This is a genomic window from Dysgonomonas sp. UBA7710, assembly GCF_002482385.1.
In the GTDB taxonomy this organism is placed as follows: domain Bacteria; phylum Bacteroidota; class Bacteroidia; order Bacteroidales; family Dysgonomonadaceae; genus Dysgonomonas.
Genome location: NZ_DLFW01000044.1, coordinates 45519 through 67027 on the forward strand (window position 1 = coordinate 45519; position 21509 = coordinate 67027).

The window sequence follows — 21509 nt, forward strand, 5'->3', positions numbered from 1 at the left end:
TTTTTATTTCAATAATTTATATATATCGTATTTGGAAAAGACAGCTTTTATTTGTTCATCATTTTTTGTAACATTGATATTCCACAATGCTGTTTCACTTTGCATATCATTATTTAATATAGTATAATCCACGCCTTTTATGTTTTGGGTATATACCTTTTTTGCATAGGTCATTTTTAGAAGAGACATTGCTTTAAACCAAACATCATCAGCTGTGGGACAGAGAGTCATGAATAGTTTTTCATTTGTAACATCCTTGTGAAAACAATCAGGAGGATATAAAATCCCCCCAACTCCTGTTGGGAAATTTAATTTGTTTATATATGAGTCTTTAACGGGAGAATCCCATTGTGTGTAGCCATATAAAGTGCCATCTTCATGAATTTTTATTCTAGATCCTCTACAGAAATGTATAACTTTTGGATTTTTTTTATATGAATTCATCAAGTTTTCGATTAAATCATAATTGTAGAGGACATCGTCGTCGACTGTAATGATAATATCATCCGGATATTTTCGTAATGCCGGTACAAGTTTTTTATAGGACTTTATATCTTCGCAAAACCCGATGGTAAGCCCCCTTTTTTCGAGCCTTTTAAGAGAAACGGGTATAGTATCTGTCGTAAACTCATCTTCAGCTAACCAAAGAATTATTTTATTGGGTTTTACTGTTTGGCGCATTATACTTTCGATGGTGAGATATACTTCATGAATCCTTCGTCCGTAGCTGGTTAGTGATACGATAATTTCATTATCAATGTGCTTTTCTGTTGTAATACCTATCTTGTCACTTTCTTCTGCTAAATATTTATATCGCTCAATTTTGGTGATGTCTTTATCGCGTTGAATTTCATCATAAACGATTCCTCTGACAATCTGGTCAATATACAGGGTGTTATGGATTATTTGTTTTAACTTGGAAAATATATTGAATTTATTCTTAATATTTTTTAATTTATTCTTTCTTCGTAAAAGAGTTTGTGGAAGAGATAGGTTATTATATGCTATTTTGTAATAGCGGTATTTCTGAAATGCTGGATATAGTCTTAATGTTTCTTTATATCCTTTTTTATATTCTTTTTGCGCTTCTCTTTTATTTACATCCGGGATCATCGACAAATACATGAAAAAATCATCATAGAGCTGCTTTACCGGATGTGCGTAAAATGATTGGGGGATATTATTGGATTTACTATACTCAAGAAAATCATTTGCGGCCCATATATTGCATATACTGCTGTGTATGCTGATTGGTTTATTCACAACGGAATCCGGGCTATTATAATAGTTATATAATACTTTATTCAATGATACAACTTTATCACACTTTGATATATATTTGAGTAAAAAGGCCTGATCTTCCGAATATTTTAATTTATCCGGAAATATTATATTATATTTTTGTATTATAGAGTTTCTGAATGCATACGCCCATACAGAATGTTTATAATATGGCGTTTTAACAAAGTTGTGATTGTTCTCTACTGTATATGGTGGTAAGTGGATGTATTCTACAGATTGATTACTGATCCGTCGATAACCGAAGGTATATAAATCCAAATCGAATAATTTGATTTTTTTAGAGAGAGTTTCCAACCATACCGGTTCTACCCAGTCATCAGCATCGACAAATAGAATCCATTCGCCAGAAGCGACTTTCAGTCCGAGATTACGAGCCGAACTTACCCCTTTATTTTCCTGATGGAAAACTTTGATCCGATTATCTAGCTTCGCATAATTCTCACAGATTTCACCTGAATTGTCACTACTGCCATCATTAATAAGGATTAATTCAAAATCCGGAACCGATTGTGATAATACACTTCCTATACTACGCGAAAGATAATCGGTAGTGTTGTGTACAGGGATAATGATGGAGAATTTATGCATAATTCAAAAATCTTCTATATGATATATATCTCCCCTGTATCTGTTTCCACATGTTTTATCTATAGATAATTCATGTGGCAATTTCAGACGGGAAACAATTCTATAAATAATATTTCCTATTTTATCTTTTATTCTTTGTTTTTTTGAACGTTGATAAGTATAAATATCAGAAATATATTGCTGTGTATCGGCATACTTACAAAAAATATACTTGATAGGGCTAGAATATTCTATATGCCAAGGTTTAATATGTCCACAAAAGTGGATAATCGTTGGCTTTTTGATTGCTCTTTCTATATCGCGGAAATATTTCCGGCTTATTATGAATTTATTATAACTGAACAGAAAGAATTCCATTAAATTGAATTTGAAATCAAGAAGTAATTTTCTATTACAATAGAATTCATTGATAAAATCCTGATCCCAATAGCAATACTTCCTGGGATTAGAAGTTATCCTCTTTATTGCTTCCGAAAGGATATTGTCCTTTCTCCACTCCTTTAAATTCATCAGGAGGACCCCGGCATTGATATATCCCAGTGATGGGTCGTAACCTAAACGGTTATATAGTCTTATATTATCATTTTCGGAATCGCGGACACCGGCTATAGCATAGTTTTCTATATTAATATCCCATAGCTCTTTTAAATTGCCATCAACAATCATATCGCAATCCAAATACAATATTTTATCTAAATCAGGTAATACTGAGGGAAGTAGAAGTCTCAGGTAGGTGGCATAGTTTATATGTCCGGATATAGGGAAATCTTGAAATAAATCTTTGTCTATATGATAAAAAAATACGGTTTTCCCATAATCAGCGACCATTTGCTGTATAGTTTTACGGTTAACCTCATTCATATTGTTTGTTAAGAGGTGAAACGTTATAGCATCTTGCTTATTATTCTCTAATATCGAATACAGAAGAATTGTGCAATATGGCGCATAATTGTTATCCAAACCACAGGCTATATGTATCATTCTTTTATTATTTGAAATCTGATTTATTATTCTTTTTAATTAAAGATACGAATAAATTTGAATTTTATCCGAAACCAACATTCTTTCATTTGATATAATCTCAGGGATAAAGCAGGAAATGAAGTTTGTTTTTTCCACATTGCCATCAATTCGTATTTTTTTTCATCCGGGTCGAAATGTACAGTATTCATCCAATCCAGATAACGCCCTATAACGAATAGTTTATTTGCCCAGTAGATATATCTTTTCTTTATGTTGTAATGGAATATTTTTAATTCTTCTTCAAACAATAGCCCTCCGCTCAGGGATTTTGGTGTTACTTTGGAATTATGTTGTCTGAAATAATTAAGATTTTCATAATAATATATTACTTTCCCTTGTGCAGCTAATTCGATCCAAAACAAATTATCACCACATGATTTATAGTTCATATATTCTTGTGATATGGAACTTAAAAAAGATTTCTTGAATATTGCTGAACTGGCATTATAGATATCGTTATTGTCTATCAGATGTTTCTTTATATAATCGACACCGTTATATACTTTATATAGCATCCCTCTGGCTTTGGCTTTCAAGTATGGTTCGCTGCGTAATCCGTCTCTGAAAATTTTCCCCTTTTCGTTTACAAAGTAAGAGGTCGAATAAGCTATCGCTGTATTGTTATTTTCTTCTATAGCTTTCGTTAATTTTTCCAAAAATGTAATGTCTGCGTAATCATCACTTTCTGCAATCCAGATATATTCACCTTTTGCCAGTTCAAAGCCTTTATTCCATTGTTTAAAAGTCGAGCCTGAATTAATCGTATTATAGATAATATGGCTGACTTTTGGCTGATTTCTATATAATTCTATAATCTCTCTGCTATTATCTGTTGAACAATCATCCAATATTATCAGTTCAAAATCTTGAAAAGTTTGATTCAAAATACTGTCAATGCGTTGCTTTAAGAAAGGCGCATGATTGTAGTTGGGGAGGATTACTGAAACCATTTTTTATCAAATATGCGTTTGCACGAAGATTGCAATACTTTTAGAATCTTGATAGGTATAAAATTTTCGTATCGATAAACCTTATGTGATAAGGCATTATTACATGATATTAACCAATCATTTACACTTAGTATCTCTTGATATGTACCAAATTCCTTTATATAAATATCTAAATGCTTTTTTTGTACATACACATTGATTTCTTGTTGTTTATTATTATCTTTTTTGAGGAACTCTATCATTGAATTTTCTTTTATTCTGTAATAGAAGCCGATATACGGAAGTTTCAGCACTTTTTTTTGTGTTGTACTAAGTAAATGTACCCAGAATTCCCAGTCTTCCCAACCATGAATCAAATTGATATCATAACCTCCAGTTATAATCCAATCTTCTTTTTTATAAAATGCAGAACAGTATATCATATTTAACTTCAAAATATCTCTATAATTATATTTTGGTAGATTCCATTTGCCATCTTTTTCTCCAAACAAGAATGCATCTGCATATATAATTCCAATATCCGGATTGTATTTTATAGCATCAAGAGCTAATGATATATATTCTTTACCAATTTTATCGTCTGCATCGAGGGGAAGTATCCATTCTCCTTCAGCCATACTTATTCCTGCATTTCTGGCAGAACTTAAACCTCCGTTTTCCTTTTTCAAATATTTAAACCGGCAGTCTTTATCACACCATTCATGAGCGACAGCTTCGGTATTATCTGGTGAGCCATCATTTACTATTATGCATTCCCAATCGGAAAAAGACTGGTCTAATACGGATTGTAATGCTTCCGGTAGATATTGTGCCTGATTGTAACAAGGTACTATAACAGATACTTTAGCCATGCTTAATGGTACTTTATTTGTTTGTCCAATTGTATCTTTAATATTCTTTTATGAGAATTCAGAGAAAGTGTGTCTCGCCTTAAATACAAATATAATAATATAAAATAATTTATTTTAATAGAGAGTTTTTTTAGACTACTCCTGCAAAAAACTGTATAAATTTGGATCTTATTGCTTGCAGTCTCTAAACACTTATAAAGCCAGTTAATAATTTGTTCTTTATATATGTTCCTTATCTCTGGATATTTATCAAAGAAAATATGGAACATTTTTACTACATTGATGTTCATGTTATTTGTCGAAGTCGTAGAATTCGGGTGAATTCTATATAGCGATAGTGTTATATTAACTCCTCTGATTACATAGCCATTTGCTAGAAGCTCCAACCATAATTCGTAATCTTCAGTACCAAACTTATTCTCATCATTAAATCCTCCAACTTCAATGATGGCCTCTTTTTTTGCAATAACAGTCAATATAGGGACTTGATTCTGCCATAGAAACGAAGATAGTCCGTTGTCACCCTTATATTCTCCGGGGATAATCTTCATATCGCGGAGTATTTCCAGATTCGACAATTGATTGTTATCACTGAAAATATAAGCATTTGTAAAAAGAACATCCTGATTGCCAGAATAGAATTCCTTTAGGGATAGTTCAAGCTTTTGAGGAAGCCAAAGATCATCAGAGTCCAGAAAAGCTAAAAGTTCGCCTTTACTATACTTTATTCCAAAATTTCTAGCTTTCGCCTGTCTCGCATTTTCCTGATAGAAATACTGTATGCGATTGTCTTTTTCCTGATGGCATTTTATAATCTCTTTTGTTTTATCAGTAGAGCCATCATCAACAATTATCAATTCCCAATTGTGATATGATTGTTTTACCACCGACTCTATTGAATCAGCGATATATAATTCGGAATTATATGCTGGCATTATGATGGAAACTAACGTATTATTCATTTACTATAATCCAATCTGATGGTACTATATCATTTATATTATACTTAACTGTATCTCCAAACCATTGCATTGGGGCAAAAGAAATCCCATCCCTTTCGGATAACCATGCTCCCCACCAACTAAAACTGCTGTTTGCAATAATATGGTGCCGGCAGGCCTGCATAAGCGCCATGTCCTTCCAACTGTCTTTACCCGTATTCCAATCAATAACTTGCATGTCGGGGAGAAAAGAGAAATTCTCTTTAACATATTCAGGATTATCCGAGAATAGATAAAAAGATAATGGTTCTTTTGTTTCTTTTTCTAACCGTTTAATAGATTCTATATAATAATGCAAATTTAAAATGCCATGATAAGCATTTACACTTTTCAGGGAAATATAATCTCCCCGGCGTATATGGATACTTACAGAATTTCTGTCAAGAATTATATTCTTTAATGTTTCATTTTTTTTATCTAACAGAGGAAATTCAAAGTCTTTAGTTAAATCAGCTCTAATTTGTTTAAAGTATTTCTCAGACTGAAAATAGCCATTTAAATATATGTCTTTTATATTCGATGGTATATCTACGAATTCATTTTCCTGCTGATTTATTCGAATTATCTTTATATTAAGAATTCTTCTCAGATATTTATACCGTATTCTATCAGAAAATAAGATTTTTTCTTGTATGCCATTCAGTTTTTTTGATCTCAGGTTTTTAAATATAGGTAGTTCAAAATCGCGAGCTGTAAAATCCTCGGTAGATTCATTATGGGCTCTCAAAAAAGAAAGATCAAAAAGTATATTTTTCTTTTTGTGTATTTCCAATGCTCTTGCAACTGCATACTGAAACATTTGATTCCCTAATCCACCTTGTAGTTTTACAATTTTCATTCTATGGATTTAGCAAGCTGATTACGTACATATATGTCTCCGAATTCTGTGTTTAGAAAATCTTTTGATTGCACCAGGTTACACATATCTTCAACATTATACCATATAGAATTCTCTAGTTTCATTGATTCTCCTACTGAATAGTTAAATTCGACAGATTTGTTTAATGACTCTAGTCTTTTTATACAATTTAATGCTTTTGTTGTTTGTTCCGGAACAGTATATTCAAAAGATATATACTTAATAATAGATGATAAACCCTTTAATACTTCGAGTTCATACCCTTCAACGTCAATTTTGATAAAAACAGGGGTGCCAAATTTTTTTATAATGTTATCCAATGTTGTAATTTTTGTTTTTACAGTTTTATTCCAATTATATTCTTTGAAACGTCCATCTTTTACGGATTTTATCCAATCTTCAGAGAATGAGGATATTGTGTTCGCATTAGATATGTGAAAATCTTTTTCACTTTCTTCAGCTCCAACTCCTTCTGTTACAATAGTTATCTTATGTCCAAATTTTTTTTCTAATATTAGATAGCAAGATTCTTGGGGCTCTATTGCTACTACTTTCGCACCTAGTTTCAACAGCGGTTCAACTCTATTACCTATATTTGCTCCAACATCAAAACATAAATCATTTTTGGATACAAATTGACTGTAAAAGTCAGCTCTTTTTATTATTTCGGACTTTTGTCTATTCAATTCTTCTCTCTCTCTTATTTTATTTTTTATTTTATGAATGTTTTTTTCTCCGATAATCTTTTTTATAAAATCTTTCATCTCATTATAGACTATTATTTTTAATAATATTTGCTTTAAGTAATTTGGAATTACATATTTATAATTTCATTATATCAACACTTAACTGATTTATCAAAAGTCCGGTCGTACCATCCACTTTCATCATCTGTTCATTAATCTCCTTATGGAGCAATACAATTTCAAATTGTAAAGAAGAATCATTATAGAAAAGGCTTTCATCCATTCCTCTCGATATACCGACGACTATTTTATAAACCCCTCTTTGTAAGAATATTTCATTGCTTAGGAATTCTATTTGGTACTCACCTTCATTTAGAAATTGAGGTGCAGACCAAGTGGTACTTATAGGAGTATCTAAAGCCGTACAAAGTCCACAGGCAAAAATGACATTTTTCAGATTACCATGAGTAACTTTAAATTTTAAAATAACGCTCCATTTTTCCCCTGTTAGTATTTCGCTGGACATTTCACCGTTCTCATTTGCTATGTGAGCGGATTCTATTATTAGATTTTCATCAATTTGTTTGTTAAATTGAGCAATACTAATATTCTTTCCTTCTGTGATATATGTTTCTAAGATATCATCTATATTGCCGGACTTATATAAGGTTCCATTTTTTAAGAGAATACCTTTTTTGCATAATCTTTTTATTGAATCTAGGTTATGGCTCACAAACAACACAGTTCTCCCTTCTCCTCTCGATACATCCTGCATTTTCCCAATCGCCTTCTTCTGAAATTCAGCATCCCCAACAGCCAATACCTCATCCACTACCAGGATCTCAGGTTCGAGATATGCGGCGATAGCAAAGCCTAAGCGTACAGTCATCCCGGAAGAATATCTTTTTGCAGGGGTATCTATATATTTTTCCACGCCTGCAAAGTCTATTATTTCATCCAGTTTTCTCGTTATTTCATGTTTGGTCATACCCATGATAGTGCCATTCATGTAGATATTTTCCCGTCCGGTCAGCTCAGGGTGAAAACCTGTACCTACCTCTAATAGAGATGCAATTCGTCCCTTTGCTTTAATTATCCCTGTCGAAGGAGTAGTTACACGCGACAATAATTTCAAAAGGGTAGATTTTCCGGCTCCATTCCGCCCTATGATACCGACCACATCCCCTTGTTCAACTTCAAAATTGATATCTTTCAACGCCCATACATATTGGCTTATAGCTTTCGAACTTCTGTCATTAACCTCGCCTACTTTAAGGTACGGATCTTCTTTTCCTCTTACAAGATGCCACCAGCGGTTCAGGTCATGGCTGATAGTTCCCGTACCGACCACCCCAAGACGATATTGTTTTGATATATTTTCAAACTTTATTGCTATATTCGACATTTTCTGTTTTTTTTATTATACTACATCTATAAAGTTTCTTTCCACTTTATTAAAGACCCCAATTCCGGCAATCAATACAACCACGGTAACACCAAAGCTATATGCAAGTGAAGCCCACGAAAACTCTCCTGTTCCCATCGTGGCAAATCTGAAGGTCTCTACAATAGGAGTTAAGGGATTCAATGCAATAATCCATTTGTATTCGCTATATCTCTCCGACATTACCGACAAAGGGTATATTATAGGAGTTATATACATCCACAACGAAACCAGAAAGCTAATAAGGATGCCCATATCCCTGTATTTTGTTGTCATAGAAGAGATGATAATGCCTGTACCTATGGCAAAACATGCTGTCATTAATATCAGAAGCGGGAATAATAATATATATATGTTGGGTGAGATATCTATTCCTTTAGCATAATAAAAATATAGGTATATTACTGCAAAGGTAGCAACCTGGATAGCTAGTTTCAACATTGTGGATATTGCACCCGAAATAGGCACCACCATCCGGGGAAAATATACTTTGCTGAAAACACCTGCATTGCTGAGGAATGTCCCCTGAGCCCTTCCCAGGCACTCTGCGAAATAGTTCCATATCAATATCCCGGATAAGTAGAACAAAGGCTGGGGTAGGCCGTCTGTCGGAATGTTCGCGATTCCTGCAAATACGAACATGTACATGATTGTTGTAAACAATGGTTGGATAATGTACCATATAGGTCCTAAGACCGTTTGCTTATATGCTGTTACGATGTCACGGTGTATGTATCTCTTTATGAGGTCTCTATACTTCCATGTCTCACCGAGATTCAGAGAGAAGCTGTTATCACGAGGTTTTATTATTATATCCCAATGCTCTTTTTCAGATTCCATTTATTATGCTTTTGTTTGTGTCCTATTGCCCAGCGTGCAAAGATAGCTATTTTTACTCAATTATTTATTATAATAGTAGCCTTTGATTGTGAATATTACCGATAAATAGTTAATAAAAAAAACCTATATGAGTTTTACTCATACAGGCTTCTGTAATCTTTGGCTGTTATAGCTCGGATTATTTCTTTGGAGCAGTAGCAGCAGCGATTGAATCTTCAATAGCTTTAGTAGCAGCAGCGATTGAATCTTCGATAGCTTTAGCTTTAGCAGCAGCTTCTTCAGCAGCTTGAACTGCAGCGATTGAGTCAGCAGTAGCTTTAGCTTTAGCTTCTTCAGCAGCTTTATTACCACATGATGCGAAAGAGATTGCAATAACAGCAACAGCAAATAATACTAATTTTTTCATTTTTCTTTTCTATTAAAACTTAAACGGTAAATGTATTTGAGTTATTTCTGATAACACGATGCAAAGATATATATATTTCTTTACATGTTGTATAGCATAATTATGTTTTTTTTAGTGTTTTTCTTATTTTCTTCCAAAATTATGCATTTAAGGCTGATCTTATGAAATAACTGTTTAGTTTTCATATAGATATCTTTTTATGCTTTTTTTAGGAGTTTTCTCAAATTCACTCGGGTATATCTGTATTGCCGTTATGTTTTCATAGCTTGCCAACTGTTTGTTCAGGTTCTGTCTGTTTTCTTCCATAATAGCCGGAAGCATTTCCTGTTCAACGTGTGCGGCGTCCATTGTTTCATAATCGGGATGCGTCAGTGCTACTAGTTTGCCGTTTCTTTCAACAATAAGGCTTTCGAGTACAAACGGCATATTGTTCAACCGGGCTTCTATCTCCTCGGGGAATATGTTTTGTCCGCTCGGACCCAATAACATTGTTTTGCTGCGTCCTCTGATAAATATCCTGTTGTTGCTGTCTATAGTGCCCAAATCGCCTGTTCGCAGCCATCCGTCTTCGGTAAATGTAGCTTTGGTTGCCTCTTCATTTTTATAGTATCCCATCATTACATTTTCTCCTCTGACCTGTATTTCGCCCACTGTATTGTAAGGATCGTCGGAATCAATTCTCACCTCCATTATATTATCCAATATCTTGCCGCATGAGGTCGGGATAAAATCATAATTGTGGTCGTATGAAATAAGCGGTGCGCATTCGGTCATTCCATAACCTACGGTGAACGGGAATTTTATTTTGTGTAGAAAGGTTTCCACTTCTTTGTTTAAAGCGGCCCCGCCGATGATAACCTCATGGAAGTTGCCTCCCAGCCCTTCCATCATGCCTTTTCGTATTTTTGAATATATCTGGTCTCTTACAATTGGTATTTTCAGAGCCATTTTAATAGCAGGCTTTTCTATCTTCGGGAGGATGGACTTCTTGTATATTTTTTCTATAACCAAGGGTACGGAAATAATCAGATGGGGCTTTATCTCAGCAAAGGCTTCTGCCAGTATCTTCGGAGAAGGCGCTTTCCCTAATAAGGTTGTATGAGAACCTTCGGTGAGGGAATAAAGGAATTCGAAAGCACAGCCATAGGCATGGGCCAAAGGCAGGAATGATACTATATTTTGCCCCCTGAATAAAAGCTTCAGATAATGGGCATGTGTGATATTCCCGGCAAGGTTGTTCGCCGAAAGCATAACTCCTTTACTAAATCCTGTTGTGCCTGAGGTATAGTTAATGAGTACAAGTTCCGAGTTGTCTACTTTGGCATATTTAATGTCGTCTTTCTTATATCCGTCAGGATATTTCTTTTCCATTTTTTCGTCTAATGAATCGACAATAAATGATAATTTTTCACCTTTCTGTTCGTGGAGGCATTTATAACTGTTGTCGTTCACCGAGAAGACCCCTCGTATTTTGGGCAGATGGTCTTCGTCCAAAGAATCCCATATCTGGCTACTCGAAAACAGGAGGACGGCTTCAGAATGATTTATAATATGCTGTACGCTGTCGGCATGAAAATCCTGTAATATAGGTACTATGATGCCGCCGTATGTAATAACAGCCAGGTAGGTGACACACCAAGGTATATTATTTTTCCCGATAAGGGCTATTTTATCACCTTTCTTTATTTGAGCTTCTTCCAGTATAATATGTATACGGGCTATTTCATAAGCTAAGTCTTTGTAGTATAGTGTTTTTTGTTCTGAATAATCGGATAATCCTTTTAGTTCCCAGTTGTTTTTGAAGCTATTGGCGTATAAATCGATCAGGTTCTCTTTAATCATGAAAATTGCTCATTTTAGGTGAATTTGTGCAAAAATAAATAGTCTCCTTATATTCTACAAGTATTTTATCACTAAAATTGCGACAATTGTTGTAATTTTGTACTCTTTTAAATTACGGATTCATTCGAATCTGGTGCTATGTAGTTTAATGTCAGATGAATGTATGATTTCTCCGGAATTTTATCTATGTAGTAAACAGCCTGATATTTTCGGATGTTTAATTTATAGTTCTTTGAAAGTTGGAAAAAGTAATAATAAAAAGGCTGTATTTCGTGTTACTTTTGTTACTTTTTAACAAGTAATGAGTTTTAAGTAATAAGTGAAGAGGTACGAGTAGACGAGACTCGAGATACAAGTTGTTGACTGATGACTGATGACTGTTCACTGTTCACTGTTGACTGACATATGTGTTACCTCTGTTACTTTTTAACAATATATGGTTAATAAACGCAAAAATGACGGAGGGTGATAAATTATGAATGATGAGTTGATTTTACACCTTACAGCTTAATTAATTGTTCATTTTTAATTATTAATTGATTTCTGTTACTTTTGTTACCTTTTAACTGTATATTGTGAAATAAGGTTAATTTAATAAGGGTTTTGGTCGGATAATAGTTAAATGTGTAGGTGATTTGTAATTCAAACCTGTTACTTTGTTTATATAAGGTTTTTATAGTTTTAGAAATACATTACTGGGGCTGATAGAGGGAACCTGTCAGCTAAAACTAAATACAATGATAGATAATTCGATATTTGAAAATAAAAAAGCAGCCTATCTTACATTAGGATGTAAATTGAATTTTGCCGAAACATCTGCTATCGGGAAGCAACTCTCCCAGGTGGGTGTACGCAGAGCAAGAGAAGGGGAAATTGCGGAGATATGTGTGATAAATACTTGTTCGGTTACCGAATTTGCTGATAAAAAATGTCGTCAGGCTGTCCGTAAATTAATTAAGGAGAATCCTGGGGCATATGTAATCGTGACCGGTTGTTATGCTCAGCTCAAGCCTGAGGATATAGCCGGTATTGAAGGTGTCGATATTGTATTAGGCTCGGAGCAGAAACTTGATGTAGTCGCTTATCTGGATGAGTTGAAGAAGAAAGACAAGGGAGTAGTACATACATCGAAAACAAATAAAATAAAGTCCTTTGTACCTTCCTGTTCGCAAGACGACCGTACCCGCTACTTTCTGAAAGTGCAGGACGGATGTGATTATTTCTGTTCTTTCTGTACCATACCTTTTGCCCGTGGGCGCAGCCGTAATGGTACGATTGAAAGTATGGTAAAGCAGGCGCAGGAAGTGTCGGCAAAAGGAGGAAAAGAAATTGTGCTTACAGGAGTGAATATCGGTGATTTCGGGCGTACAACAGGAGAGACATTTTTTGATCTGATAAAGGCATTAGACGAGGTGGAGGGTATCGAGCGTTACCGCATATCATCTATTGAACCTAATTTGCTGACAGATGAAATTATAGATTTTGTGTCAAAATCGAAACGTTTTGCACCGCATTTCCATATTCCGCTGCAATCAGGCTCTGATGCTGTATTGAAGCTGATGCGCCGCCGGTATGATACGGCACTGTTTCGCCACAAAGTGGAAAAAATTAAAGAAATTATGCCTGATGCTTTTATCGGGGTGGATGTAATTGTAGGTACAAGGGGAGAAACGGATGAATACTTCGAAGAAACCAGGCAGTTTCTGGAAGGTCTTGATTTTTCTCAGCTTCATGTCTTTACATATTCTGAACGCCCGAATACACAAGCATTGAAGATAGAACACGAGGTGGACCCGAAAACAAAACATGCCCGTTGCAAGGTTTTGCTGGATTTATCGGATAGTAAACTGCAAGCATTTTACCAGTCGCAGCAGGGTACGCAGCGCAAGGTGTTATTTGAGCATGCGCAACATGATAATATGATGTATGGATTTACCGAGAACTATGTGAAAATAGAGACGTCTTATCAGGCAAGTAAGGCAAATGAAATAAAAATAGTTACCTTAGGAGACTTTAATAAAGTAAAAACAGCACTGGTAGAAAATTAAGAAATGAGCAGACTGTTATATTATATACTATATGTATGGATGTATTTACATGCCCTTTTGCCGTTCAGGGTATTGTATGTACTATCCGATATACTTTATTTTTTCGTCTATAAAGTAGCCGGTTATCGTTTAAAAGTAGTCAGGCACAATCTGGAAGCCAGCTTTCCGGAGAAGACTAAACAGGAAAGATTGACCATAGAGAGGGAGTTCTATCATCACTTTTGTGATTATTTTGTTGAAACATTGAAACTGTTGTATATATCTGATGGAGAAATGCAAAAGCGAATGCAGTTTGAAAATGTGGAGCAAATCAAAGAATTAATGAAAGATGGAAATTCTGCCCTGATGTATCTCGGGCATTATTGTAACTGGGAATGGGTTACATCTATAAATCTGGTTTTTAAGCAAGAGGGTAAAATTCTGGGTGAGATATACAAGCCATTGAAAAATAAAGCGATGGATGATCTGTTTCTCAAGATACGGAGCCGCTTTGGTTCTCTGGCTATTTCTAAACAAGATACATTCCGGGTAATTGTAAAACTCCGGAACGAAGGTAAACAGACCTTAATCGGTTTTATGGCAGACCAAACGCCTGCATGGAGGAATATTCATTACTGGACACCTTTTCTTAATCAGGAAACACCGGTATTTACCGGAGTTGAGCGCATTGCAAAGCAAACCGGTTTTGCAGTTGTTTATCTGGATATGGAGAAAATAAAGAGAGGCCATTATAAGGCTACCGTTCGCCTGATTACAGATGATGCGAAGGAAGATCCCGAAAATCATATTACCGAAACATATATCAGGGCTATGGAGAAAACGATTCTTCGCAATCCTGCTTACTGGCTCTGGACTCATAAACGTTGGAAACGGACACGTGAAGAAGTAGAAGCAATGCAACAACATAAATGAAAAAAGTAGCAGTTGTTATTCTTAACTGGAATGGTAAGGTGCTTTTAGAGCAATTCCTGCCTTCCGTAATACGATACTCTACACATGCCGATGTGGAACTGGTCGTGGCCGATAATGGTTCTACTGATGATTCTATTGCTTTTCTTCAAGCTGTATATCCCCAAATTTCCAGAATAGCCTTATCCGGGAATTACGGCTTTGCAGGTGGATATAACAAGGCTTTACAGGAGGTGAATGCCGAATATTATGTCCTGCTCAATTCGGATGTTGAAGTGACTGACGGCTGGTTGTTGCCAATAATAGATTATTTGGATAGCAATAAAGATATAGTTGCTGCCCAGCCTAAAATATTGGCTCAGAGAAATAAAGCGTACTTTGAGTATGCCGGCGCGTCAGGGGGATTTCTCGATAAATATGGTTATCCTTTTTGCCGAGGGCGTATTTTTATGCATGTGGAGGAAGATAAGGGACAATATGATAACCCGATTGATGTGCTTTGGGCTACCGGGGCATGTTTGTTTATCCGCTCCAAAGATTTTTTTGAAGCTGGAGGCTTTGATGCATCGTTTTTCGCTCATATGGAAGAAATTGATCTTTGCTGGCGTTTGAATTGCCGCGGAAAGCGGATTGTTTGCCTGCCCTCGTCGGTTGTCTATCATGTAGGCGCTGCTACATTGAAGAAAGAAAGTCCGCGCAAGACTTTTCTCAACTTTCGCAACAATCTGATTATGCTTTATAAGAATCTGCCACAGGAAAAATTGAAGAGGGTGATGTCAGTCCGTCTTATTCTTGATTATATCGCAGCCATTCAATTTACTCTAACAGGAAAGTATGCCAATGCAAAAGAGGTTATCCGGGCGCATAAAGACTTTTATGATAACAGAAGGTTATATCGTCAGGCGCGTCTCGAGAACTTGCAAAAGAGGGTGACGGAGGAGATCGAAGCCATTTACCCGAAAAGTATTCTTGCTGCATATTACCTGAAATGGGTGAGGATCTTCTCTAAATTACAGGGTTTTAATTGACTTATAATTATTCTGCATATCAGGATTGTTTGTGTGCGTTTTTTCGGAGAATCTTTATCTATGGTTGTGAGCGTATAACTTTTGTACAGGCTCACCGTTCTTTGAAAAAATGATATACCATACCATATGACGAAAAACAGCAATATCTGTCACTGTTATATTCTGATGTAAAATGAAACACCTGCGAGCTTAATTTATTCTAAAAATGATTTCTCTGTTTATTTTTCTTGTATATTTGAATGTTTTTATTCAATGAAATATGAAAAGGGTTTTATCTGTACTATGTTTACTCCTGCTTCTTTCTATATCGGTCAGGTCGCAGGAAGAGAAACCCAAAACGTATATAGATATAGCAGCTATATATGAAGGCGATACTATTGCCGTTGTGAATCTGAAACCTGTCTATATTTTTGCACAAATCAAATTTAAAAACAATAAGGAGAGGCAGGAATATTCCAAATTGGTGCGGGATGTGAAAATTGCATATCCTTATGCCAAAACAATCGCATACTCCATCATAGAGACCTACGAATATATGGAAACTTTGCCTACCGAAAAGGCCAAGCAAAAATATCTGGAAGATGTGCAAAAGTACATGATGGATGAGTATAAGCCTAAGATGAAAAAGATGACCAAGAATCAGGGTAAGATATTGGTAAAGCTTATAGACCGGGAATGTAACACTCCTTCATACAATATTGTAAAAGCCCTTGTCGGCAGTTTCAAAGCAGGGGTGTATAACGCTTTTGCAGGGCTTTTTGGCAATAGTCTGAAAACTAAATATGACCCTAGTGATAAGGATGCATCAATAGAAGCTATTGTTATCCAGATAGAACAGGGTACTATCGACTATAATTACGCCCGTAATTATCACGGATTCAGATAATATTCAGACCTGACAAAATAAAAAGAGAGTAACTTTCCTTACTCTCCTTATCCTTTGAACTTTCGGTTAAGAACCTTTTAACCTAAGTAGCTTTTTAATAATTTGCTTCGTGAATTCTGACGCAGACGCTTAATTGCTTTTTCCTTGATTTGACGTACACGTTCACGTGTGAGTTGGAATTTATCACCAATTTCTTCCAGGGTCATTTCCTGATATCCGATACCGAAGAACATTTTGATAATTTCACTTTCTCTTTCTGTCAATGTTGATAATGCGCGCTCGATTTCTTGTTGCAGCGATTCGTTTATCAACGTACGGTCAGCAATTGGGGCATCGTCATTTACAAGTACATCCAGCAAGCTGTTATCCTCACCTTCAACAAAAGGTGCGTCCATAGAAATGTGTCGTCCGGAAACTTTCAGCGAATCGGCGATTTTATCAACGGGTATGTCTAATTGCTCGGCAAGTTCTTCTGCAGACGGTTTGCGTTCGTTTTCCTGCTCGAATTTGGAGAAGGCTTTACTGATTTTGTTCAGTGAACCCACTTGGTTGAGCGGAAGGCGTACGATACGCGACTGTTCTGCTAATGCCTGCAATATAGATTGGCGAATCCACCATACCGCGTAACTGATAAATTTAAACCCTCTGGTTTCGTCGAATTTTTCTGCAGCTTTGATAAGTCCCAGATTTCCCTCGTTGATTAAGTCGGGTAAGCTTAGCCCCTGATTCTGGTATTGTTTTGCAACAGATACGACAAATCTAAGGTTGGCCCTTGTAAGTTTCTCAAGCGCAGCCCTGTCACCTTTTTTTATGGCTTGGGCTAATTCTACTTCTTCCTCGACTGTAATCAGGTCTTCACGACCAATTTCTTGCAAATACTTGTCCAGAGATGCACTCTCACGGTTTGTAATTGACTTTGTAATCTTTAACTGCCTCATATATAAGTATATATGTTAAAATGTCCCAAAAATGTCTGCAAATATAGTAAAAATAATGCTATATATGGCTATCTGTTTGGGCTTAATGTCAGATAGCTTTAGTTAATAATACTCAATTGTTGTTCTTGCTTACTTACTTAAAGTTTATATCTAAGTTATATACAAATAAATAACGCTTAAGCAAGATATTTAGTTTTTACTTAAGCGTTATTTGATATTTGTTAAGTTAATGTTACTCGCTCAGATCCACGGCATAATATTTTCTTGATCCGTTAGCTGTTATTCCGGTTATGAATAGCGCCTTATCCTGACTGTTGGCCGTAGCGGTGATGATGCGTTCCACTTCGCTGGCCGAAGATACAGGCTGATTGTTTATTTTCTGTATAATAAATCCTTTGGCTATACCTTCTTTGTGGAACTTACCGCTATTATCTACGCCGGCTACTTCTACACCATAGCTAACGCCCAAAGCTTTCTTCTTTTCGGGAGTAAGGTCTTTGAATGCAGCTCCCACACTGGCTATACCGTCTTCTTTCTTCACAACGGAAGTGCTACCGGCGCTGTTTTTGAGAGTTACGTCGAATGTCTTGGTTGAAGCTCCGCGTACTACATCTACTTTAACTTTGTCTCCCGGACGGAATCTGTTTACTTGTTCCTGTAATTCGCTTACTGTTTTTACCTCTACGCCGTTTACCGCTGTGATAACATCGCCTTCTTCTATTCCGGCCTGTTTAGCCGGGCTCATATCAGCGAATCCACCAACATAAGCGCCCTCATTTATTTTCAGGTTCTTTGTCTTTTCTGGATCAGCTTCTTTTGCTGCAGCGACTTCACCTATCTGTACGCCAAGAACAGCACGTTGCACAGTTCCGTATTCTTTGATGTCGGCTACTACTTTTCCGGCAATTGAAATAGGTACGGCAAATCCATATCCGGAAAAGTCCCCGGTCTGAGAGTAAATAGCAGTATTGATTCCTATTAGTTCGCCATTGGTATTAACTAATGCACCTCCACTGTTTCCCCGGTTGATGGCAGCGTCGGTTTGTATATATGATTGAATACTCATATCTACTCCCCCCCGGTTACCTCCACTTATGTTACCGCGACCTTTGGCACTAACTATACCGGCTGTAACGGTGGATGTCAGATTGAAAGGGTTTCCTACTGCCAATACCCACTCACCAACTTTCAGATTATCGGAATTACCGAATGGGATATATGGAAATTCTTTACCTTCTACCTTTAGTAATGCTATATCGGTAACAGGGTCTGTTCCGACCAGTTTTGCAGTGTATTTACTGTTGTCGTTCAAAGTAACTTCTATTTCGTCGGCTTTGTCGATAACGTGATTATTGGTGATTATAAACCCGTCGGCGGAGATTATAACACCCGAGCCAAAGCCGACACTTGGCTGAGGTTGTCCGTAACCCTGTCCCCCACGGTCACCGAATCCGAAGAAATATTCGAATGGGTCGATCATCCGTTGGCGTCCCTGGCCTTGCGAAGCTTGTGCTTTAACTGTAGATTTGATGTGCACTACCGCATGAATAGAATTTTCTGCAGCTTTTGTAAAATCAGGATAACCGTCAGCTGTCAGGCTTGCCAGATGCACGCCTTTTTGATCAAATTCGGTTCCATAATTATAAGTATCAGCAGCGCTGTATCCTCTTTTGTAGTCCATGAAGCTATACATACCATATGTAGCTCCTATACTCACTAATGCAACCACAACATAGGTTGAAATATTCTTCCAAAATTTTTTCATATGCAAGTATCGTTTAAATTGTTTATTAATTCACTTTATTTTTATTTCAAATGTAAACACAAAAAGTGTACACTTAGTACGGGGTAACTTCATTTTTTAACACTTTTAACCGAGACGAAAATCTTTATTGCAATTTTAACAATTCGGTCGGACTTTTTGTCAGTTTAACGTAAATGTTCTGAAGTTAAAGATGACAATCTTTTGAAAAATCGTATATTTGCGCGCAAATTAAGGATGCGGATTTTTGTCTGATCTTAAGAGCTAATTAGATATATGGGAACTTCTATCCTGGTTATTATAGCTGTATATTTTGCGGTACTTTTGCTGATATCTCACATTGTGAGTACAAAAGACAGCAATAATGACGCATTCTTCCTTGGAAACAAAAAATCTCCCTGGTATATTGTTGCTATAGGCATGCTCGGAGATTCTATTTCGGGAGTCACATTTGTCTCTGTTCCCGGGATGGTGGGACAATTCGATATGACATATATGCAGATGGTTCTGGGCTTTTTTCCCGGTTATCTCATTGTGGCCTTTGTGCTATTACCTTTATACTATAAACTAAATCTGACTTCTATTTATGGCTACTTGCAACAGCGTTTTGGCCTGTTCTCATATAAAACAGGGGCGTCATTCTTTATATTATCGCGAATTGTAGGAGCGGCCTCTAAATTATATTTGATCGTATTGATTCTACAGACATTGGTTTTCGATCAGTGGCATGTACCGTTTTATGTGACGGTTATCGTTATTGTAGTCCTGATATGGACTTACACGCATCGGAGCGGGATGAAGACAATCGTCTGGACCGATGCCCTGCAAACTATATGCCTGCTGGCAGCATTGGGCCTTATCATCTGGCAGGTGGCTTCGAAAATGGGGCTCGATATTTTGCAGGTTGCTGATACTATTCAGAGTAGCAGGCATAGCCGCATCTTTGTTTTTGATGACTGGGTGTCGAAGCAAAACTTCTTTAAGCAGTTTTTTAGCGGTATTCTTATTGTTATAGTCATGACGGGTCTGGATCAGAATATGATGCAGAAAAACCTGACATGCAAGACACTTAAAGATGCCCAGAAGAATATGGTCAGTTACGGATTTGGCTTTATTCCCATGAATTACTTGTTTCTGTCGCTGGGTATATTATTACTTGCATTTGCATCTCAATATGGGATTACGCTTCCGGATAATCCGGACCAGATATTGCCAATGTTAGCAACTGAATATTTAGGAATGCCTGTGCTGATTTGTTTTACCATTGGTATTATAGCCGCATCGTTTTCCAATGCCGATTCTGCACTAACGTCTCTTACGACCTCGGTATGTATCGATCTGCTGGATGTGGAGAAGAAGGAGGCTAAAGAGGCGAAGAAGATAAGGGCTAAGGTGCATCTGCTTGTCTGTATTGTATTTTTACTGGCTATCCTCTTTATTGACCATATAAATCAGACGAGTATATTAGATACTATTTATAAAGCGGCGTCATATACTTACGGACCTTTGCTGGGACTATTCTTTTTCGGTCTGTTTACAAAGATAAATATAAAGGACAGGTTTGTCCCTGTTGTTTGTATTCTTGCTCCTCTGTTAAGTTATGCCTTAGAATATACTTTACTGCATACTCTGGAATATAGGGTGGGGTATGAGATACTTCTTCTGAATGGTTTACTGACCGCAGCCGGATTATTCCTCTTGTCAAAAAAGGGTAATGAGATTAAAGTTGGCTTGAATTGAAAAGGTAACAAAAGTAACACTATTTACAGTTAACAGTAAACAGTTAGCAGTTAACAGAAATGCAGGTCTTTCAACTTAGTCCTTATTACTTATTAAAAGGTAACAAAGGTAACACCTTTTTACATATTTTTCCGGTGTTACTTTTCTGCAATCTTATAATTGATAAATGATTTCAAAGAACGACAAGATTATCACTGTCTTTAATCTTATTATATAGATAAACCTTTTTACTTTTCTCAATGCAAATATAAAATAAGTAGGAGGGTGTGTCAAAAGCCAAATTGTACTATCAAATTGCTATTCTCTTTGTCATCCTGAGTGCAACGAAGGATCTCGACCCTGAGAAACGAGATGTTTCACTCCGTTCAACATGACAAAAAGAAAGTGAAAAATACTTTTGACACAC

18 protein-coding genes are annotated in these 21509 nt (G+C 36.2%); 5 read left to right on the forward strand and 13 right to left on the reverse strand.

Annotation, left to right across the window (positions count from 1 at the left end; translation table 11 throughout):
* Nucleotides 1-3: 3 nt before the first annotated feature.
* The 11 genes from B3317_RS14195 to B3317_RS14245 form a co-directional block, all read right to left on the reverse strand.
* Nucleotides 4-1890, reverse strand: a complete 1887-nt coding sequence (locus B3317_RS14195; RefSeq protein ID WP_291112738.1) for a glycosyltransferase family 2 protein — start codon at nucleotides 1888-1890, stop codon at nucleotides 4-6.
* Nucleotides 1891-1893: 3 nt separating this feature from the next.
* On the reverse strand, nucleotides 1894-2871 hold the full coding sequence (locus tag B3317_RS14200; RefSeq protein WP_291112740.1) for a glycosyltransferase family 8 protein: 978 nt from the start codon (nucleotides 2869-2871) through the stop codon (nucleotides 1894-1896).
* Nucleotides 2872-2906: 35 nt separating this feature from the next.
* Nucleotides 2907-3863 carry a glycosyltransferase family 2 protein gene (locus tag B3317_RS14205; RefSeq protein ID WP_291112742.1) on the reverse strand — a complete coding sequence of 319 codons (957 nt, stop codon included), beginning with the start codon at nucleotides 3861-3863 and terminating at the stop codon, nucleotides 2907-2909.
* A complete protein-coding gene (locus B3317_RS14210; protein ID WP_291112744.1) occupies nucleotides 3851-4714 on the reverse strand; it encodes a glycosyltransferase family 2 protein in 864 nt (287 codons plus the stop codon). The genes B3317_RS14205 and B3317_RS14210 overlap by 13 nt, the downstream gene beginning before the upstream one ends.
* A 2-nt stretch (nucleotides 4715-4716) precedes the next feature.
* The gene (locus tag B3317_RS14215; RefSeq protein WP_291112746.1) at nucleotides 4717-5676 is read right to left on the reverse strand and encodes a glycosyltransferase family 2 protein; all 960 of its coding nucleotides are present in this window, start codon (nucleotides 5674-5676) and stop codon (nucleotides 4717-4719) included.
* Complete coding sequence (locus tag B3317_RS14220; protein WP_291112748.1) at nucleotides 5669-6553, reverse strand: alpha-1,2-fucosyltransferase; 885 nt, start codon at nucleotides 6551-6553, stop codon at nucleotides 5669-5671. Before B3317_RS14220 ends, B3317_RS14215 begins: the two co-directional genes overlap by 8 nt.
* Nucleotides 6550-7338: an FkbM family methyltransferase gene (locus B3317_RS14225; RefSeq protein ID WP_291112750.1), complete on the reverse strand. Its 789-nt coding sequence runs from the start codon at nucleotides 7336-7338 to the stop codon at nucleotides 6550-6552. Before B3317_RS14225 ends, B3317_RS14220 begins: the two co-directional genes overlap by 4 nt.
* A 58-nt stretch (nucleotides 7339-7396) precedes the next feature.
* The gene (locus B3317_RS14230) at nucleotides 7397-8665 is read right to left on the reverse strand and encodes an ABC transporter ATP-binding protein (RefSeq protein WP_291112752.1); all 1269 of its coding nucleotides are present in this window, start codon (nucleotides 8663-8665) and stop codon (nucleotides 7397-7399) included.
* Nucleotides 8666-8680: 15 nt separating this feature from the next.
* On the reverse strand, nucleotides 8681-9544 hold the full coding sequence (locus B3317_RS14235) for an ABC transporter permease (RefSeq protein WP_291112754.1): 864 nt from the start codon (nucleotides 9542-9544) through the stop codon (nucleotides 8681-8683).
* 178 nt (nucleotides 9545-9722) lie between these two features.
* Nucleotides 9723-9950: a hypothetical protein gene (locus B3317_RS14240; RefSeq protein WP_291112756.1), complete on the reverse strand. Its 228-nt coding sequence runs from the start codon at nucleotides 9948-9950 to the stop codon at nucleotides 9723-9725.
* A gap of 174 nt (nucleotides 9951-10124) precedes the next feature.
* A complete protein-coding gene (locus tag B3317_RS14245) occupies nucleotides 10125-11792 on the reverse strand; it encodes an AMP-binding protein (RefSeq protein WP_291112758.1) in 1668 nt (555 codons plus the stop codon).
* A gap of 737 nt (nucleotides 11793-12529) precedes the next feature.
* Between B3317_RS14245 and mtaB the strand changes: the two genes are divergently transcribed.
* From mtaB to B3317_RS14265, 4 genes are all read left to right on the forward strand, one after another.
* Entirely contained in the window at nucleotides 12530-13840 is a 1311-nt protein-coding gene (gene mtaB / locus B3317_RS14250) for a tRNA (N(6)-L-threonylcarbamoyladenosine(37)-C(2))-methylthiotransferase MtaB (RefSeq protein WP_291112759.1), read from the forward strand.
* A 3-nt stretch (nucleotides 13841-13843) separates the two neighbouring features.
* A complete protein-coding gene (locus B3317_RS14255; protein WP_291112761.1) occupies nucleotides 13844-14752 on the forward strand; it encodes a lysophospholipid acyltransferase family protein in 909 nt (302 codons plus the stop codon).
* Nucleotides 14749-15777: a glycosyltransferase family 2 protein gene (locus B3317_RS14260; protein WP_291112763.1), complete on the forward strand. Its 1029-nt coding sequence runs from the start codon at nucleotides 14749-14751 to the stop codon at nucleotides 15775-15777. The genes B3317_RS14255 and B3317_RS14260 overlap by 4 nt, the downstream gene beginning before the upstream one ends.
* A 259-nt stretch (nucleotides 15778-16036) precedes the next feature.
* The gene (locus tag B3317_RS14265; RefSeq protein ID WP_291112766.1) at nucleotides 16037-16663 is read left to right on the forward strand and encodes a DUF4294 domain-containing protein; all 627 of its coding nucleotides are present in this window, start codon (nucleotides 16037-16039) and stop codon (nucleotides 16661-16663) included.
* Between the two features lie 77 nt (nucleotides 16664-16740).
* Here B3317_RS14265 and B3317_RS14270 read toward each other — a convergent pair whose 3' ends face one another.
* Nucleotides 16741-17601, reverse strand: coding sequence for a sigma-70 family RNA polymerase sigma factor (locus B3317_RS14270; RefSeq protein WP_006797564.1), 861 nt, complete (start codon nucleotides 17599-17601; stop codon nucleotides 16741-16743).
* A 232-nt stretch (nucleotides 17602-17833) separates the two neighbouring features.
* On the reverse strand, nucleotides 17834-19366 hold the full coding sequence (locus B3317_RS14275; protein ID WP_291112769.1) for a Do family serine endopeptidase: 1533 nt from the start codon (nucleotides 19364-19366) through the stop codon (nucleotides 17834-17836).
* A 273-nt stretch (nucleotides 19367-19639) separates the two neighbouring features.
* Between B3317_RS14275 and B3317_RS14280 the strand changes: the two genes are divergently transcribed.
* Nucleotides 19640-21103: a sodium:solute symporter gene (locus B3317_RS14280; protein ID WP_291112771.1), complete on the forward strand. Its 1464-nt coding sequence runs from the start codon at nucleotides 19640-19642 to the stop codon at nucleotides 21101-21103.
* The last annotated feature ends 406 nt before the right edge of the window (nucleotides 21104-21509 follow it).

Coding starts and splice junctions, on each gene's coding strand:
- B3317_RS14200 (WP_291112740.1), bottom strand. CDS start 2,871: ATGATACATATAGCCTGTGGTTTGGATAACAATTATGCGCCATATTGC.
- B3317_RS14270 (WP_006797564.1), bottom strand. CDS start 17,601: ATGAGGCAGTTAAAGATTACAAAGTCAATTACAAACCGTGAGAGTGCA.
- B3317_RS14265 (WP_291112766.1), top strand. CDS start 16,037: ATGAAAAGGGTTTTATCTGTACTATGTTTACTCCTGCTTCTTTCTATA.
- B3317_RS14240 (WP_291112756.1), bottom strand. CDS start 9,950: ATGAAAAAATTAGTATTATTTGCTGTTGCTGTTATTGCAATCTCTTTC.
- B3317_RS14230 (WP_291112752.1), bottom strand. CDS start 8,665: ATGTCGAATATAGCAATAAAGTTTGAAAATATATCAAAACAATATCGT.
- B3317_RS14260 (WP_291112763.1), top strand. CDS start 14,749: ATGAAAAAAGTAGCAGTTGTTATTCTTAACTGGAATGGTAAGGTGCTT.
- B3317_RS14215 (WP_291112746.1), bottom strand. CDS start 5,676: ATGAATAATACGTTAGTTTCCATCATAATGCCAGCATATAATTCCGAA.
- B3317_RS14235 (WP_291112754.1), bottom strand. CDS start 9,544: ATGGAATCTGAAAAAGAGCATTGGGATATAATAATAAAACCTCGTGAT.
- B3317_RS14225 (WP_291112750.1), bottom strand. CDS start 7,338: ATGAAAGATTTTATAAAAAAGATTATCGGAGAAAAAAACATTCATAAA.
- B3317_RS14280 (WP_291112771.1), top strand. CDS start 19,640: ATGGGAACTTCTATCCTGGTTATTATAGCTGTATATTTTGCGGTACTT.
- B3317_RS14255 (WP_291112761.1), top strand. CDS start 13,844: ATGAGCAGACTGTTATATTATATACTATATGTATGGATGTATTTACAT.
- mtaB (WP_291112759.1), top strand. CDS start 12,530: ATGATAGATAATTCGATATTTGAAAATAAAAAAGCAGCCTATCTTACA.
- B3317_RS14275 (WP_291112769.1), bottom strand. CDS start 19,366: ATGAAAAAATTTTGGAAGAATATTTCAACCTATGTTGTGGTTGCATTA.
- B3317_RS14205 (WP_291112742.1), bottom strand. CDS start 3,863: ATGGTTTCAGTAATCCTCCCCAACTACAATCATGCGCCTTTCTTAAAG.
- B3317_RS14210 (WP_291112744.1), bottom strand. CDS start 4,714: ATGGCTAAAGTATCTGTTATAGTACCTTGTTACAATCAGGCACAATAT.
- B3317_RS14245 (WP_291112758.1), bottom strand. CDS start 11,792: ATGATTAAAGAGAACCTGATCGATTTATACGCCAATAGCTTCAAAAAC.
- B3317_RS14220 (WP_291112748.1), bottom strand. CDS start 6,553: ATGAAAATTGTAAAACTACAAGGTGGATTAGGGAATCAAATGTTTCAG.
- B3317_RS14195 (WP_291112738.1), bottom strand. CDS start 1,890: ATGCATAAATTCTCCATCATTATCCCTGTACACAACACTACCGATTAT.